15 protein-coding genes are annotated in these 12,570 nt (G+C 76.0%); 8 read left to right on the top strand and 7 right to left on the bottom strand.

All coding sequences use genetic code 11. The features are described from left to right. Positions 1-201: 201 nt before the first annotated feature. Entirely contained in the window at positions 202-402 is a 201-nt protein-coding gene (locus tag ACZ4UX_RS36430) for a hypothetical protein (protein WP_465709790.1), read from the bottom strand. Continuing rightward, positions 399-668: a DUF1876 domain-containing protein gene (locus ACZ4UX_RS36435; protein WP_329486993.1), complete on the bottom strand. Its 270-nt coding sequence runs from the start codon at positions 666-668 to the stop codon at positions 399-401. The genes ACZ4UX_RS36430 and ACZ4UX_RS36435 overlap by 4 nt, the downstream gene beginning before the upstream one ends. A 160-nt stretch (positions 669-828) precedes the next feature. Between ACZ4UX_RS36435 and ACZ4UX_RS36440 the strand changes: the two genes are divergently transcribed. The 3 genes from ACZ4UX_RS36440 (at position 829) to ACZ4UX_RS36450 (ending at position 3,148) form a co-directional block, all read left to right on the top strand. Then, entirely contained in the window at positions 829-1,701 is an 873-nt protein-coding gene (locus tag ACZ4UX_RS36440) for a YndJ family protein (RefSeq protein WP_465709791.1), read from the top strand. Next, on the top strand, positions 1,698-2,252 hold the full coding sequence (locus ACZ4UX_RS36445; RefSeq protein ID WP_465709792.1) for a DUF1990 family protein: 555 nt from the start codon (positions 1,698-1,700) through the stop codon (positions 2,250-2,252). The genes ACZ4UX_RS36440 and ACZ4UX_RS36445 overlap by 4 nt, the downstream gene beginning before the upstream one ends. Positions 2,253-2,530: 278 nt before the next feature. Further along, entirely contained in the window at positions 2,531-3,148 is a 618-nt protein-coding gene (locus ACZ4UX_RS36450) for a hypothetical protein (protein WP_465709800.1), read from the top strand. 90 nt (positions 3,149-3,238) lie between these two features. On the opposite strand, the gene ACZ4UX_RS36455 is transcribed toward ACZ4UX_RS36450, so the two are convergent. The 3 genes from ACZ4UX_RS36455 to ACZ4UX_RS36465 form a co-directional block, all read right to left on the bottom strand. Next, the gene (locus tag ACZ4UX_RS36455; RefSeq protein ID WP_465709793.1) at positions 3,239-3,997 is read right to left on the bottom strand and encodes an anti-sigma factor family protein; all 759 of its coding nucleotides are present in this window, start codon (positions 3,995-3,997) and stop codon (positions 3,239-3,241) included. Continuing rightward, on the bottom strand, positions 3,994-4,548 hold the full coding sequence (locus ACZ4UX_RS36460) for a sigma-70 family RNA polymerase sigma factor (RefSeq protein WP_465709794.1): 555 nt from the start codon (positions 4,546-4,548) through the stop codon (positions 3,994-3,996). Before ACZ4UX_RS36460 ends, ACZ4UX_RS36455 begins: the two co-directional genes overlap by 4 nt. A gap of 72 nt (positions 4,549-4,620) precedes the next feature. Beyond that, positions 4,621-5,211, bottom strand: a complete 591-nt coding sequence (locus ACZ4UX_RS36465) for a hypothetical protein (RefSeq protein WP_465709795.1) — start codon at positions 5,209-5,211, stop codon at positions 4,621-4,623. A gap of 224 nt (positions 5,212-5,435) precedes the next feature. Between ACZ4UX_RS36465 and trxA the strand changes: the two genes are divergently transcribed. Further along, positions 5,436-5,825 (top strand): thioredoxin, encoded by a 390-nt coding sequence (gene trxA, locus ACZ4UX_RS36470; RefSeq protein WP_352296069.1) that lies wholly within the window; start codon positions 5,436-5,438, stop codon positions 5,823-5,825. A 189-nt stretch (positions 5,826-6,014) separates the two neighbouring features. Here the strand turns inward: trxA and ACZ4UX_RS36475 are convergent, their stop codons facing one another. Next, positions 6,015-6,671 (bottom strand): TetR/AcrR family transcriptional regulator, encoded by a 657-nt coding sequence (locus ACZ4UX_RS36475; protein ID WP_329487000.1) that lies wholly within the window; start codon positions 6,669-6,671, stop codon positions 6,015-6,017. 169 nt (positions 6,672-6,840) lie between these two features. On the opposite strand from ACZ4UX_RS36475, the gene ACZ4UX_RS36480 reads away from it, so the two are divergent. Then, positions 6,841-8,424: an APC family permease gene (locus tag ACZ4UX_RS36480; protein ID WP_465709796.1), complete on the top strand. Its 1,584-nt coding sequence runs from the start codon at positions 6,841-6,843 to the stop codon at positions 8,422-8,424. A gap of 18 nt (positions 8,425-8,442) precedes the next feature. Here the strand turns inward: ACZ4UX_RS36480 and ACZ4UX_RS36485 are convergent, their stop codons facing one another. Beyond that, positions 8,443-9,402, bottom strand: a complete 960-nt coding sequence (locus ACZ4UX_RS36485) for a helix-turn-helix transcriptional regulator (RefSeq protein ID WP_359810757.1) — start codon at positions 9,400-9,402, stop codon at positions 8,443-8,445. A 131-nt stretch (positions 9,403-9,533) separates the two neighbouring features. Here ACZ4UX_RS36485 and ACZ4UX_RS36490 point away from each other — a divergent pair, with 131 nt between their 5' ends. The 3 genes from ACZ4UX_RS36490 to ACZ4UX_RS36500 all read left to right on the top strand — a co-directional run bounded on the left by ACZ4UX_RS36490 (position 9,534) and on the right by ACZ4UX_RS36500 (position 12,452). Further along, on the top strand, positions 9,534-10,298 hold the full coding sequence (locus ACZ4UX_RS36490; protein ID WP_465709797.1) for an alpha/beta fold hydrolase: 765 nt from the start codon (positions 9,534-9,536) through the stop codon (positions 10,296-10,298). 253 nt (positions 10,299-10,551) lie between these two features. Then, positions 10,552-11,016 carry an OsmC family protein gene (locus ACZ4UX_RS36495; RefSeq protein WP_465709798.1) on the top strand — a complete coding sequence of 155 codons (465 nt, stop codon included), beginning with the start codon at positions 10,552-10,554 and terminating at the stop codon, positions 11,014-11,016. Beyond that, positions 11,013-12,452: a dihydrolipoyl dehydrogenase family protein gene (locus ACZ4UX_RS36500; protein ID WP_352296082.1), complete on the top strand. Its 1,440-nt coding sequence runs from the start codon at positions 11,013-11,015 to the stop codon at positions 12,450-12,452. Before ACZ4UX_RS36495 ends, ACZ4UX_RS36500 begins: the two co-directional genes overlap by 4 nt. The last annotated feature ends 118 nt before the right edge of the window (positions 12,453-12,570 follow it).

Consider the following 12,570-nt stretch of genomic DNA (forward strand, 5'->3'; position numbering starts at 1 on the left):
GTGTTCTGGCCCCCCTCACACCACACTACAACCCCCTCCCCCCCCCCCCGCCCCCCCCCCCCCCCCCCCCCCCCCCCCCCCCCCCCCCCCCCCCCCCCGCCGTCGTCCGTGGGTTCGCCTACGCCCGTGGGTTCGCCTGCGCCTGTGGGTTCGCCTATGCCTGTCGGGCCGCCTTCGTCCTCGGGGCCGGGCGGGCCCGGCTCAGCCCACGTCGTCCGGAGCCGTGGCGAGGTCGCCCGGCTCGCAGGCCTCCCGGCCGGTCCCGACGTGCACGACACGCACGGCCCGGTCGGGACCGCCGGGGACGACCTGCTGCTCCCGCCCGCAGCGCGGACAGATCAGCGGGATGCGGGCCCTGGGCTCCTCGGCCCCGGACCCGGCACCGACCTGCGGCGCCGTCACGACAGCGGGTGGGACGGGACGGGACTGGCGTCCTGGATCTCGCCGTGGGCCTTGGTGAGAAGCTGCGAGGCGAGATCGTTGAGCGCCCGGGCGGCGGCGACCTCCTCGCCGACCCGCAGCTGCTCCGGGTCCGACGGGTGGCGGCTGGTGTAGCCGTGGGCGCGGATTTCGGTTCCGTCACCGAGTCTCAGCAGGGCGGCGGCGGCCGTCCGCGCGCCCTCCTCACGGAACTCCATCTCGATGTGCCAACCAACGAGTGTCTGCATGGCGGATCACCTCCAGAGATTCCTCCTCCAGAGTGCGCCGCCTGTGGCGCGAGCACCAGGGGAGGCGGCTGCTCCGGCTCGACTTGAACACGTTCAAGTACGCCGCGTACAGTCACTGGCGCAAGGCTTTGAACGTGTTCAAGGAAGGGGCGCGGCCACCATGGGCAGCGGCACCGCGGAGCTGGTCGACCTGCTGGTGCTGCTCGGTATGGGCGCCGTGATCCCGCTCGGCCTGACCCTGATCGACGAGCCCGGGCTGGCCCGCGTCCGCCGGCTCTGGCCCCTGGCCGCCGTCCCCGGCGCGCTGTCGCTCTGGCTGCCGCGCGGCGGCCTCGCCACCGGCTGCGCCGCACTCTACGCGCTCGGCACCCTCGCCCTGGCCGCCCACGCCCCGGTCCGGCTCGCCCGCACCCGCTCGCTCGCGCCGCCCGAGATCGCCGTACTGACCGCCCTCGCCACCCCCTCGGTGGCCGGGCTCGCACTGGTCGCCGAGCGCTCGGGCCACGAACTCCTCGGCTTCGACCTCGACATCCTGGCGCTGACCGTGCCGCACTTCCACTACGCCGGGTTCACCGCCGCCTTGGTCGCCGGGCTGGTCTGCCGAGCCGCGCCGGAGAGCGCCGCCGCCCGCTGGGCCGCGCTCAGCGTGCCGCTCGGCACCCTGCTCGTCCTGGCCGGCTACTTCGTCGACGACTGGGCCGAACTCGCCGGAGCCGTCGTGCTCACCACCGGGATGTGGCTGGTCGGCCTGCTCACCTGGCGGGACCTGCGCACCCGCACCGCCGACCGGCCCGCCGCCGTCCTGCTCGGGACCGCCTCCGCCGTCCTCGCCGCGACCATGCTGCTCGCGCTCTGGTGGGCGCTGGGCGAGGCCTCCGGCATCCCGCACCCCACCCTCACCTGGATGGCCGCTACCCACGGCGTCGGCAACGCCCTCGGCTTCGCGCTCTGCTCGCTGCTCGCCTGGCGCCGCCTGGCCCGACCCCAGGCGCCGACCGCGCGCCTCCCCCACCCGAAGGAAGCCCTGCGATGAACCGCCCCCGGGTCACCGACCTCAACTACCCCGAGACCGGCGCCAGCACCACCCCCGACCGCCCGCTGCCCGGCGGCTACCACCACCTCCGCCACCGCGCCCTGATCGGCCACGGCCGCGCCGCCCTGGACGCCGCCGGAGCCGCCGTGCTCGACTGGCGGATGCACCGCGCCGCCGGCGTCCGCATCGCCGCCGAAGCCACCCGGGCCACCCCCGGCACCGCCGTCACCTGCGCGATCGGCCTCGGACCGGTGCGCGCCGCCGCCCCCTGCCGGGTGATCTGGAGCGCGGACGGCCCCGACCGCTTCGGCTTCGCGTACGGCACCCGGCGCGGGCACCTCGCGGTCGGCGAGGAGACCTTCCTGGTCGAGATGGGCCCCGACAAGGCCGTCCGGTTCACCGTGAACGCCTTCAGCCGCCCCGACCGCTGGTTCGCCCACCTCGCCGGCCCGCTGCTCCCGCTGGGCCAGCGGCTCTTCGCCCGCCGCTGCGCCCGCGCCCTGACCCGGATCGCCGCAGCGGCGGAACAGCGGGCGTCGGCGGGGCGGTAGCCGGGAGCGGGGGCGCGGGCGGGGGGCGCGGGCGGGGGGCGCGGCGCACGGTCGGCGTTCCGGATCGGCCCGGGTATCCGCAGCCGGCGGGCTCAGGCGAGACGGTAACCGCAGGTGCCGGTCGCGACGCATGACCGGAGCGGCAGCGCCCGCCGGGAGCGGCGGGCATCGGCCGGCGTGCCGGATCGGCCCGGGGCAGCCACCGCCCCGGGGGCACGACCCCCGAAAACGGGGCGCCGCCCCGAGCGGGGGTCCGTCAGACTCGCCCGGTGATCGAGATGCAGCCCGTCCTGGAGACGCCCGGCCGCGACGGCTTCGACCTCTGGCCCGTCGGCCCGTACGAGCCGTACGGCTTCCTCCCGCTGGGCGCCGCGATGAGCCCGGCCGACGTCGGCACGGCGGTGATGCAGATCGCCGACCACAACGAGGCCGAGCCCAGCCCCGGCGAGGAATCCGGCGACCCGGCCGGCCGGTTCCTGCACGGCCTGCTGACCTCGGAGTACCCGGCCGCCCCCGGCGGCTTCCGGGTCTTCGACCCGGCCACCGGCACCGTCCTTCGTCCGGGCTGCTGCAACGGGCTGGAGGAGTGGCGGGACTGGTACGAAGTCCTGGACGGCGACGGGTTCGCCCTCTTCGGCCACGACCCCACTCCGGAGGCCCGGCGCGACGGCACGCTCGTGCGGCTGACCCCGGACGGCGCCGTCCGGGACGGTCCCGTCATCGAGCTGCCGCTCGACCGACTGCGCCGCCTCGTCACCGGAGCGGCGGACGACCTCGCCGCCTTCCTGCGGCTGGCCGACGCCTGGGCCGCGGACCACTGTCCCGACCGCCGCGCGCCGCTGGCGGCCGCCCTCGCCCGCGCGGTGGGCCTGGGCGCGGACACCGAGGAGGCGTAGCACCGGCCCCCCGACCCCGCCGCCCGCCCGACCGCCGGGCGGACCGACGAGGTCCGTACGGCAGGCGGCGGCCGGCCCCGCCCGCCCGGGTCAGGCCGGGTGGACCGGGACGGTGACCAGGACGGTGGCGCCGTCCAGGGTGCGGACCTCGAAGTGGTCGATGTCGGTGGGCTGGAGGCCCGTGCCGCCGGTGGTCCGCAGGGCGGCCGGGGCCGCGCCGGTGGTGCCGTAGCCGGCCGCGGGGACGCTCCAGCTGGTCACCGTCCAGCGCTCCCCGGTGTGCGAGACGGCGACCAGGTCGCAGCTCAACGGGCCCTGGACGTTGGAGAGTTCGAGGCTCACCTGGCTGCCCCACCCCTTGCCGTCGACGCCGACGACGGCGTGCGCGCCGGTGGTCGGGTCGGTGGCGGTGAACTGCTGGGCCGCGACGGCGACCACGCCGGGCGTGGAGTCCGCGGTGACCACGACGGCGGTGACGGCCGGACCGGCGACCACCAGGACCGCGGCCGCGGCGACCAGGACCAGCCGCCGCACCCTCCCCCGGCGTCGCCCTGCCGAGACCTCGGCGACCAGCCGGTCCAGCAGTCGCCCGTCCGGCCGGGGCGCCGGCCCTGCCGGATCGATCCCGGCGGCCTCGGCGGAGGCCGCGTACTCGGCCAGCAGCGGCTCCACGAAGCCGAGTTCGGCCACCTCCCGGGTGCACTGCGGGCACCCGGCCAGGTGCGCCGCGAACGCGTCGCGCTCGGCCGGTTCGAGCAGGCCGAGGAGGTAGGCGCCGACGTCCAGGTGCTCGCCGCCGGCGGCGTGGCCCTGCTCGGAGCCGGTCGGACCGGGCTCGGACGATGTCACGATGTCACTCCCCGTTCCTCCAGCGCGAGCTTCAGCGAGCGCAGTGCGTAGAACACCCGCGACCGTACGGTACCGGCCGGGATGCCGAGTTCGGCGGCCGCCTCGTTCACCGAGCGGCCCTTGAAGTAGGTCTCGACGACGACCTGCCGGTGCGCCTCCGACAGGTCCCCGAGCGCCTCCGAGATGGTCATCAGCCGCAGTGCGCGGTCCAGTTCGTCCTCCGCGGGCAGCAGCTCAAGCGGTGCCGGGTCGACCTCGCGCGGGCGGGCCAGGCTGCTGCGGTGGCCGTCGATGACGATCCGCCGGGCGACCGTGACCAGCCAGGGCCGCAGCGAGCCGCCGCCCGGGTCGAGCCGGTCGATGTTGCGCCAAGCCCGGACCAGCGTCTCCTGCACCACGTCCTCGGCCCGCTGGCGGTCCCCCGCGACCAGGTGGAGGACGATGCCGAAGAGCGGCCCCGCGTGCTCGTGGTACAGGGCTCGCATCAGTTCTTCGTCCGGGGCGGCGGCGCCGCGTGCGGGCGCACCGCCACCGCGGTGCTCGTCGGTCACGACGCCATTTTCGCGCACCCGTACCTCCGGGTCGAGGGTTCCACGTCCGGTCCGGACCGTCGTCGGGGCGGGTCAGTAGCCACCGCCGGGGGCGGCCGGCGTGCTCGGGGCGGAACTCGCGGCGCCCGCCTTGCCACCCGCCGGGGTCAGCGCCCACCAGGTGCCGCCGACGCCCTGGCCCTTGGTGTCACCGGGCTGCTTGTCGGGCGCGTAGCGGTAGGCCGGCCAGCCGTTCAGGGTGATCTGCTTGCTGCCGTCGGCCCGGGTGACGGTGCCGACCAGCTTGCTGTCGATGCCCTTGACGGTGACCGAGCCGTCGGCCGGCGCGGGTGGCCAGATCGAGGCGCAGTTGCCGTTGCAGTTGGACATCGGGGGCTGCGCGGTGTCCTGGTCGAAGCGGTAGAGGGTGAAGCCGGCGCTGTCGGTCACGATGGTGCCGAGCTTGGGGTCGGTGGCCGTCTTCAGGGTGGCGTCGGCGGGGGCGGCGGGGCTGCTCGGCGCCGCGGGCGCGGTCGGGGCGGCGCCGGAGCCGGCGGGCGTGGCGGACCCGCCGCTGCCGGAGCCGGACGACCCGCACCCGGCCACCAGGGCGCCCACGGCGATCCCGGACGCGGCGAGCACGGCGATCCGACTGGTACGGGTGGTGCGACTGTTGCTGCGCATGGGTGCTTCTCCCCCGGCTGGACGCGCACGGCCGCTCGGACACGGGCCGCGCTGTTCGTACCGCGCTGACGCGGACACCCACCAGTACGGGCGCCGACGGCGGAGCACTCAACGCCCGGCCGGGAAATCCGCCGGAGGGGGGCTCCGGAATAGTGCGCGGACGGTCGCGGTTGTGCCGGGCAGATGGCCTGAACCGCCACCCCCGGAAGGGCAGGAACCGCGAGATGAGCAACACGGTCGAGCTGACCAAGGAGAACTTCGACGACATCGTCCCTGGCCAGGACGGTAAGGACTTCGTCTTCATCGACTTCTGGGCGGCCTGGTGCGGCCCGTGCCGCCAGTTCGCCCCGGTCTACGAGAAGGCGGCCGAGCGCCACTCGGACCTGGTCTTCGCGAAGGTCGACACCGAGGCGCAGCAGGAGCTGGCCGCCGCGTTCGGCATCCAGTCGATCCCGACGCTGGCGATCATCCGCGAGGGCGTGCTGGTGTTCTCGCAGGCGGGCGCGCTGCCGGAGGCCGTGTTCGAGGATCTGATCGGTCAGGCCCGCAAGCTGGACATGGCCGAGGTGAAGCGCAAGGTCGCGGCGGAGCAGAACGGCGGCCCGGAGGCCTGAGCGCGGCCGTCGGGGCGGCCGGTCGGGCGGGCGGAGCCGCCCGGGGCCGGTCGTACGGCGGCGCGGGTGACTCCGCGACGGTAGGCCCGGGTGGCGAGTGCCCCCGGGCCCGTCGCCGTTGCGGGCCCGCGCTTCCAGCCCCGTCGCCGTTGCGGGCCCGCTGTCACCCTGTCCGCCGGGGCGCCCCGGTCAGGGCGTGGGCAGCCGGGCGGCGAGGCCGTCCAGGAACAGGCGCAGCGCGAGTTCGAAGCCGCGCTCGTCCAGCCCGGGTGCCCCGGAGCCGGGCCCGCCGCCGCGTTCGGCGGCGGCCTCCAGCGCACCGGCGAGGGCCGGGTAGCGGGGCCGGTACTCGGCCGGCGGGCGGGTGAAGCCCGCGGTGAAGGTCTCCAGCGCGGACCCGAGCACCAGGTAGTCGACCGCGGCGGCGACCTCGGCGGCGTCGGCGGGCGCCAGCCCGGCCCGGCCGAGCGCCCCGAGCAGGGCCTCGTAGCCGAGCAGTTGGAGGTCGGCCCCGACCCGGCGGCGGGCCAGCAGCGCGATGGTGTGGGGGTGGCGCAGGAAGGCGGCGCGGTAGCCGCGGACGTAGGCGGTGAGGCCGGTCCGCCACTCCCGGTGATCGGTGCCGTCGAGCGGCCCCAGGTCGATCTCGGCGTTGACGAGCTCGGCGAGCCCGTCGATCAGGTCGTCCTTGCCGCTCACGTGGTTGTAGAGCGAGGCCGCCTTCACGCCCAGCCGGTCGGCCACCGCGCGCATGGTGAGGCCGTCGGAGCCCTGCTCGTCGACCACGGCGAGGGCGGCCCTGGCGATGATCTCCCTGCTCAGCAACGCCCTGGTCGGTCGTCCCACGCTCGTCGTCCCTCCCTGCCGGCTGCGTCGGCCCCACGGTATTACAGCCCGGTCTCGACTCTTCCCTTGCCCCGGGTGAGGGGGTTACCGTCCCTGACTAACAAAGTTAGTTTTCTGTGGCGGGCCCGTCCGAGGGGCTCACCACGGGTGACGGCAAGGTGGACGCCCCATGACCGACAACCTCCCGAGAGCCCGCGGCGGCGTGACGCCCGGCGGCCCGGGCACCGCCCCCTCCGGCGGCAGCCCGACCGGCGACAGCGGTGCGGCCCGCTCCGACGCCGAGCGGCTCGCCGCCCTCGGCTACCGCCAGGAGCTGCGCCGCAGCCTCGGCGTACTCGGCAACATCTCGATGGGCTTCGCCGTCGTCTCCCCGGTGGTCGGCCTCTACGCCGTCGGCCAGGTCGGCCTCGGGGTGGCCGGCGGCGCCTGGGTCTGGGCACTGCCGGTCTGCCTGCTCGGCCAGATGCTGGTGGTGGCGGTCTACTCCGAACTCGCCTCGCAGTGGCCGCTGGCCGGCGGTGCCTACCAGTGGAGCCGGCGCCTCACCGGGCCGACCTTCGCCTGGCTGACCGGCTGGATGTGGCAGTTCGCGGTGATGTTCGCCAACACCACCGTCGCCTACCTCGCCTCACCCTGGTTCTTCGCGCTCTTCGGAGTGACCCCGACGCCCGCGCAACTGGTGCTGGTGTCGGCCGCGTTCCTGCTCGCCTGCACGCTGGTCAACGCCTACGGCGTCAACGTGCTGCGCCGGTTCGTCTCGCTGGGCATCGCCGCCGAGACGGTCGCCTCCGTGCTGGTGGGGCTCGCGCTGCTGCTGCTCTTCCGGGCGCACGGCTTCGGCCTGGTGACCGACCTCCTGGACGCCCCCGCCACCGCCGGGGTCTCCACCGGAGCGGCCTTCCTGGCCGTGATCGCGGTCGGCGGATGGGCGTTCATCGGCTTCGACGCGTGCGTCTCCACCGCCGAGGAGACCAAGGACGCGAGCCGGCAGGTCCCGCGGGCGATGTGGTGGGCGCTGATGAGCGTCGGCGTCGTGGTGATCCTGAACGCCGTCGCCGTGGAACTCGCCCACCCCGACCCGGCCGCCGTGGTGCGCGGGGAGGACCTCGACCCGGTCACCACCGCCGTCACCTCGGCCTTCGGCGACTGGTCCGCCAAGCCGTTCGTGGTCGTCGTGCTGATCTCGTTCACCGCCTGCCTGCTGGCCTCGCAGGGCGGCGCCGCCCGCGGCCTCTACTCGCTGGCCCGGGACGGCGTCTTCCCGTTCGCCGACCAGGTCCGCAGGGTCAACCGGCACCGGGCGCCGATCGGCGGGCTGGTCGCGGCGACCGTGGTCAGCTCCGCCGCGCTGCCGCTGGGACTGGAGTCCACCGCGATGGGCAGCCTGATCACCTTCGGCACGGCCGCGACCTTCCTGCCGTTCTTCCTGCTCAGCGTGGCCGCGCTGGTGGCCCGGCTGCGCGGCGTGTGGCGGCCGTCCGGCCAGGTCTCGTACGGGCGCGCCGGCACGGTGATCAACGCCCTCGCGGTGCTGTGGACCGGGCTGGAGGTGGTCAACATCTGCTGGCCGCGCAGCATCCTGGCGCCGCCCGGCGCGCCCTGGTACCAGGTGTGGGCCGCGCTCCTGGGCGTCGGCCTGGTGACCCTGGCGGGCGTCGGCTACCTGCTGGTCCGGCGGCCGCAGCGGCTGATGCGCGGCGAGGCCTCCGAGGACCGGCCCGTCACGGACGAGCTCGCGCCCGCCGTGCACTGATCCGGTGCCCGGGCCCGCTCACCCCTGCTCGGCCCACCCGGCGAGCCGGGCGGCGAGCGCCCGGACCTCCGTGCGCAGCGCGTCCGGGCGCAGGACGGTGAACGGCCGGCCCAGCCCGGCCAGCATCACCGCGAACCCGTCGAGGTTCTGGGCCCGGGCGCGCAGCAGGACGCGGCCGTCGTCCGCCGCGGTGAGCGTCCCGACCACGGGCGGGATCCGCTGCCGGGCCTCGTCGAGGGTGGTCGTGAGGAGCACCTCCACCTCGTGCGTCCACGGCACCGAGGCCAGCGACTCCACCACCCGCTGGACCGGGTCGAAGTCCTCCGGCGGCTCGAAGGGCGTCCCGCTCGGCTCCGCCGTCCCGATCCGGTCCAGCCGGAAGGTCCGCAGCTCGCCGCTGCGGTGGTCCAGCCCGGTGGTGTACCAGCGGCCCGAGTGGAAGACCAGCCCGTACGGGTCGAACTCGCGCTCGCTCGGGACGCCCAGGCGGTCGCGGTAGGCGAGCCGGACGCGGCGCCGGCGGCGGGCCGCCTCGGCGAGCGCGAACAGCGCGGCTCCGGCCGGACTCGGGCCGGCGGCGGGCGCCGAGGTCAGCCCCAGGGTCTGCTCCACCGCCTCGACCCGCTCGCGCAGCTCCGTCGGCAGCACCCGCTGGATCTTGGCCAGCGCCGACTCGGCGGCCTGCTCCCCCACCGACAGCCCCGACCGGCGACCGGCCAGCAGTCCGAGCACCACCGAGGCCGCCTCGTCCGCGGTGAGCATCAGCGGCGGCAGCCGGAATCCGGGGCGCAGCCGGTAGCCGCCGTAGCGGCCGCGGTCGGCCTGCACCGGGATGCCGAGGTCGGCCAGCCTGGCGGCGTACCGGCGCACCGTGCGCTCGTCCACCTCCAGGCGGGCGGCGAGCTCCGGGCCGGTGAGGCCGGGCCTGGCCTGGAGCAGCTCCAGCAGGGCCAGGACCCGGCTGACCGGGTGGTTCATCGGCTCCCCCTTCGTCGGCCGGCCGGCCCGTGCCGACCCGGACGGGATCCGGAATTAATCCGGGCGAGATCTGTCCGGCTCCGATCCTAGAGTCGGTCCTGACGGATTCCCCCCGGACAAGGAGTGGTCCCATGAGTACCTTCGTTCTCGTTCCCGGTTTCTGGCTGGGCGCCTGGGCGTGGGACGACGTCGCCCGCCCGCTGCGCGAGGCCGGGCACACCGTCCACGCGGTGACCCCGGCCGGGCTGGCCGAGCGTGCCGCCGAGCCGGGGCCCGAGGTCGGCGTGGAGACCCACATCGCCGACCTCACCGACCTGCTGACCCGCGAGGACCTGTGGGACGTCGTCCTCGTCGGCCACAGCGGCGGCAGCACCGCGGTCACCGGTGCGGCCGACCGGATGCCCGAGCGGATCCGGCGGGTGGTCTACCTCGACAGCGGTCCCGTCCCCGACGGCGCCGCGCTGGGCGATCTCTGGGAGCCCGAGCACCGGGCCCACGTGCTGGCCACCCTGGTCGACGGCCGCCACCCGTTGCCGTCCTGGGAGGAGCTCGCCGCCGCCGGCAGCAGCGCGGACGGCCTGGACGACGCCGCCCGCGCCGCAGTCCGCGAGCGCGCCACCGACCAGCCGGCCGCCACCTTCACCGAGCCGCTGCGGCTGACCGGCGCCGGGGCGGACCTGCCGAAGGCGCTGATCTCCTGCTCGTTCCCGCTGGAGCAGGTCCGCGCCATGATCGCCTCGGGCCATCCGTACTTCGCGCAGCTCGGCGGCCCGGAGTGGGAGCTGCGGGAGCTACCGACCGGGCACTGGCCGATGTTCTCCCGGCCGGCGGAGACGGCGGCGGTGCTGGCGGAGCTCGCGGAGCGGGTGGGCCCGGAAGGCTCCGCGGCCCGGTGATCGTGGGGGCCCGGTGATCGTAGGGGCCGGTGATCGTAGGGGCCGGTGATCCGCCGGCCCGGGCGGGGTCGGCGCGCCTTTGTGCGCGGCGGCCCGGCCCGGTGATCCACCCTCTGCGCGCCCGGGTGCTTGCCCCTCCGCGCACTCGCCCGCGTGTTCGGCTGCGCGCGGCGGGCCGGGCGGCGCAGGATGGGCACGGCGCCCGTGTCCCTCCGGGCGCCCGTGCCACCGAACGAGAGCGAGGCCGCCCGCCATGAGCCAGACCCAGACCAGCACGACCGGCGCCGAGGCGGCCGCGGCGCCGCCGAGGTTCCGGCGGGTCACCACCGCCGAGGTGACCGGCAGCGGCGCCGACGTGCCGTTCCACGTCGACGTGCTGGCCGGCACCCACCCGCTGACCGCCGACGAGCCGGTGCGCCGCGGCGGTTCGGACACCGGGCCGGAGCCGTTCGCGCTGCTGCTCTCCGCACTCGGCTCCTGCACCGCGATCACCCTGCGGATGTACGCGGCGCGCAAGGAGTGGCCGTTGGAGGCCGTCCGGGTCAGGCTCGACTACGAGACGGACGGGCAGCACGGACGGGTCTCGCGCCTCGTCTCGCTCACCGGCGCCCTGGACGACGACCAGCGCGCCCGGCTGCTCGACGTCTGCGAACGCACGCCCGTCACCCTGGCCCTGCGCGCCGGGGTGACCATCGACACGACGGAGGACCGCACGTGACGACCACCCCCGAGGAGTACGACGTCATCGTGGTGGGCGCCGGCCCGACCGGCGAGAACGTCGCCGACCGGACCGCCGCCGCCGGGCTCCGCACGGTGATCGTGGAGGCCGAACTGGTCGGCGGTGAATGCTCCTACTGGGCCTGCATGCCGAGCAAGGCGCTGCTGCGCCCGGTGGCCGCGCTGGCCGGCGCCCGCGCGGTGGCCGGTTCGCGGGAGGCCGTCGGCGACCGGGCGCTGGACGCGGCCGCCGTCCTGGCCCGGCGCGACTCGTTCACCTCGCACTGGCAGGACGACGGCCAGGTCCAGTGGCTCCGTGACACCGGCATCGAGCTGGTCCGCGGGCACGGCCGGCTGGCCGGCGAACGGGCGGTCACGGTCGAGGCGGAGGACGGCACCGAGCGGCTGCTCACCGCCCGGCACGCCGTCGCGGTCTGCACCGGCAGCCGGCCGGTGCTGCCGGAGGGCGTCCCCGGGCTGGCCGACGCCCGGCCGTGGACCAACCGGGAGGCGACCGGCTCGGCCACCGTGCCCGGGCGGCTGGCGGTGGTCGGCGGCGGCGTGGTCGGCGTGGAGCTGGCCACCGCGTGGCGCGCGCTCGGTTCGGAGGTCGTCCTGCTGGTGCGCGGCGACGCGCTGCTGCCCCGGATGGAGCCGTTCGCGGGCGAGCTGGTCGCGGAGGGCCTGCGGGCCGCCGGGGTGGACCTGCGCTTCGGCGCGGCGGTGGCCTCGCTGGAGCGCGTCGACGGCGCCGGGGTGACGCTGGTGCTGGACGGCGGCGAGCGGCTGACCGCCGACGAGGTGCTCTACGCCACCGGCCGGGCCCCGCGCACGGCGGACGTCGGCCTGGAGCAGGTCGGCCTGAAGCCGGGCACCTGGATGGAGGTGGACGACAGCTGCACCGTGCTCGGCGTCGACGGCGACTGGCTGTACGCGGCCGGGGACGTGAACCACCGGGCGCTGCTCACCCACCAGGGCAAGTACCAGGCCCGGATCGCGGGTGCGGCGATCGTCGCGCGCGCCGAGGGGCGGGCGCTGGACACCGCGCGCTGGGGCGCGCACGCCGCGTCGGCCGACAGCGCCGGAGCGCCGCAGGTCGTCTTCACCGAGCCGGAGGTGGCGGCCGTCGGCCTGACGCTGGAGGCGGCCGAGCGGGCCGGGCTGCGGGTCAGGTCGATCGACCACGACCTCGGTGCCGTCGCCGGCGCCTCGCTGTACGGCGACGACTACCGGGGGCGGGCCCGGGTGGTCTTCGACCAGGACCGTCAGGTACTGGTGGGTGCCTCCTTCGTCGGCCCCGGGGTCGCCGAGCTGCTGCACTCGGCCACCGTCGCGGTGGTCGGCGAGGTGCCGATCGACCGGCTCTGGCACGCCGTGCCCGCGTACCCCACGATCAGCGAGGTGTGGCTGCGCCTGCTGGAGGGCTGCCGGGGCTGAGCTCCGGTGCGGCGGCCGGGGCCACCCAGGTGGCGCCGGCCGCCGCACCCCTCCCCGCACCCCCCCCCCCCCGCGTGGACAGGTGTTGCCCCCGGCAGGGGGGGGGGCACCTGTCCAG

This window comes from Kitasatospora sp. NPDC028961 (assembly GCF_055564815.1).

What these genes read in the sequence shown, in the direction of transcription:
- ACZ4UX_RS36480 (WP_465709796.1), top strand. Translation starts at nt 6,841, where the DNA reads ATGACCGACAACCTCCCGAGAGCCCGCGGCGGCGTGACGCCCGGCGGC.
- ACZ4UX_RS36490 (WP_465709797.1), top strand. Translation starts at nt 9,534, where the DNA reads ATGAGTACCTTCGTTCTCGTTCCCGGTTTCTGGCTGGGCGCCTGGGCG.
- ACZ4UX_RS36440 (WP_465709791.1), top strand. Translation starts at nt 829, where the DNA reads ATGGGCAGCGGCACCGCGGAGCTGGTCGACCTGCTGGTGCTGCTCGGT.
- ACZ4UX_RS36495 (WP_465709798.1), top strand. Translation starts at nt 10,552, where the DNA reads ATGAGCCAGACCCAGACCAGCACGACCGGCGCCGAGGCGGCCGCGGCG.
- ACZ4UX_RS36445 (WP_465709792.1), top strand. Translation starts at nt 1,698, where the DNA reads ATGAACCGCCCCCGGGTCACCGACCTCAACTACCCCGAGACCGGCGCC.
- ACZ4UX_RS36485 (WP_359810757.1), bottom strand. Translation starts at nt 9,402, where the DNA reads ATGAACCACCCGGTCAGCCGGGTCCTGGCCCTGCTGGAGCTGCTCCAG.
- ACZ4UX_RS36465 (WP_465709795.1), bottom strand. Translation starts at nt 5,211, where the DNA reads ATGCGCAGCAACAGTCGCACCACCCGTACCAGTCGGATCGCCGTGCTC.
- trxA (WP_352296069.1), top strand. Translation starts at nt 5,436, where the DNA reads ATGAGCAACACGGTCGAGCTGACCAAGGAGAACTTCGACGACATCGTC.
- ACZ4UX_RS36450 (WP_465709800.1), top strand. Translation starts at nt 2,531, where the DNA reads ATGCAGCCCGTCCTGGAGACGCCCGGCCGCGACGGCTTCGACCTCTGG.
- ACZ4UX_RS36435 (WP_329486993.1), bottom strand. Translation starts at nt 668, where the DNA reads ATGCAGACACTCGTTGGTTGGCACATCGAGATGGAGTTCCGTGAGGAG.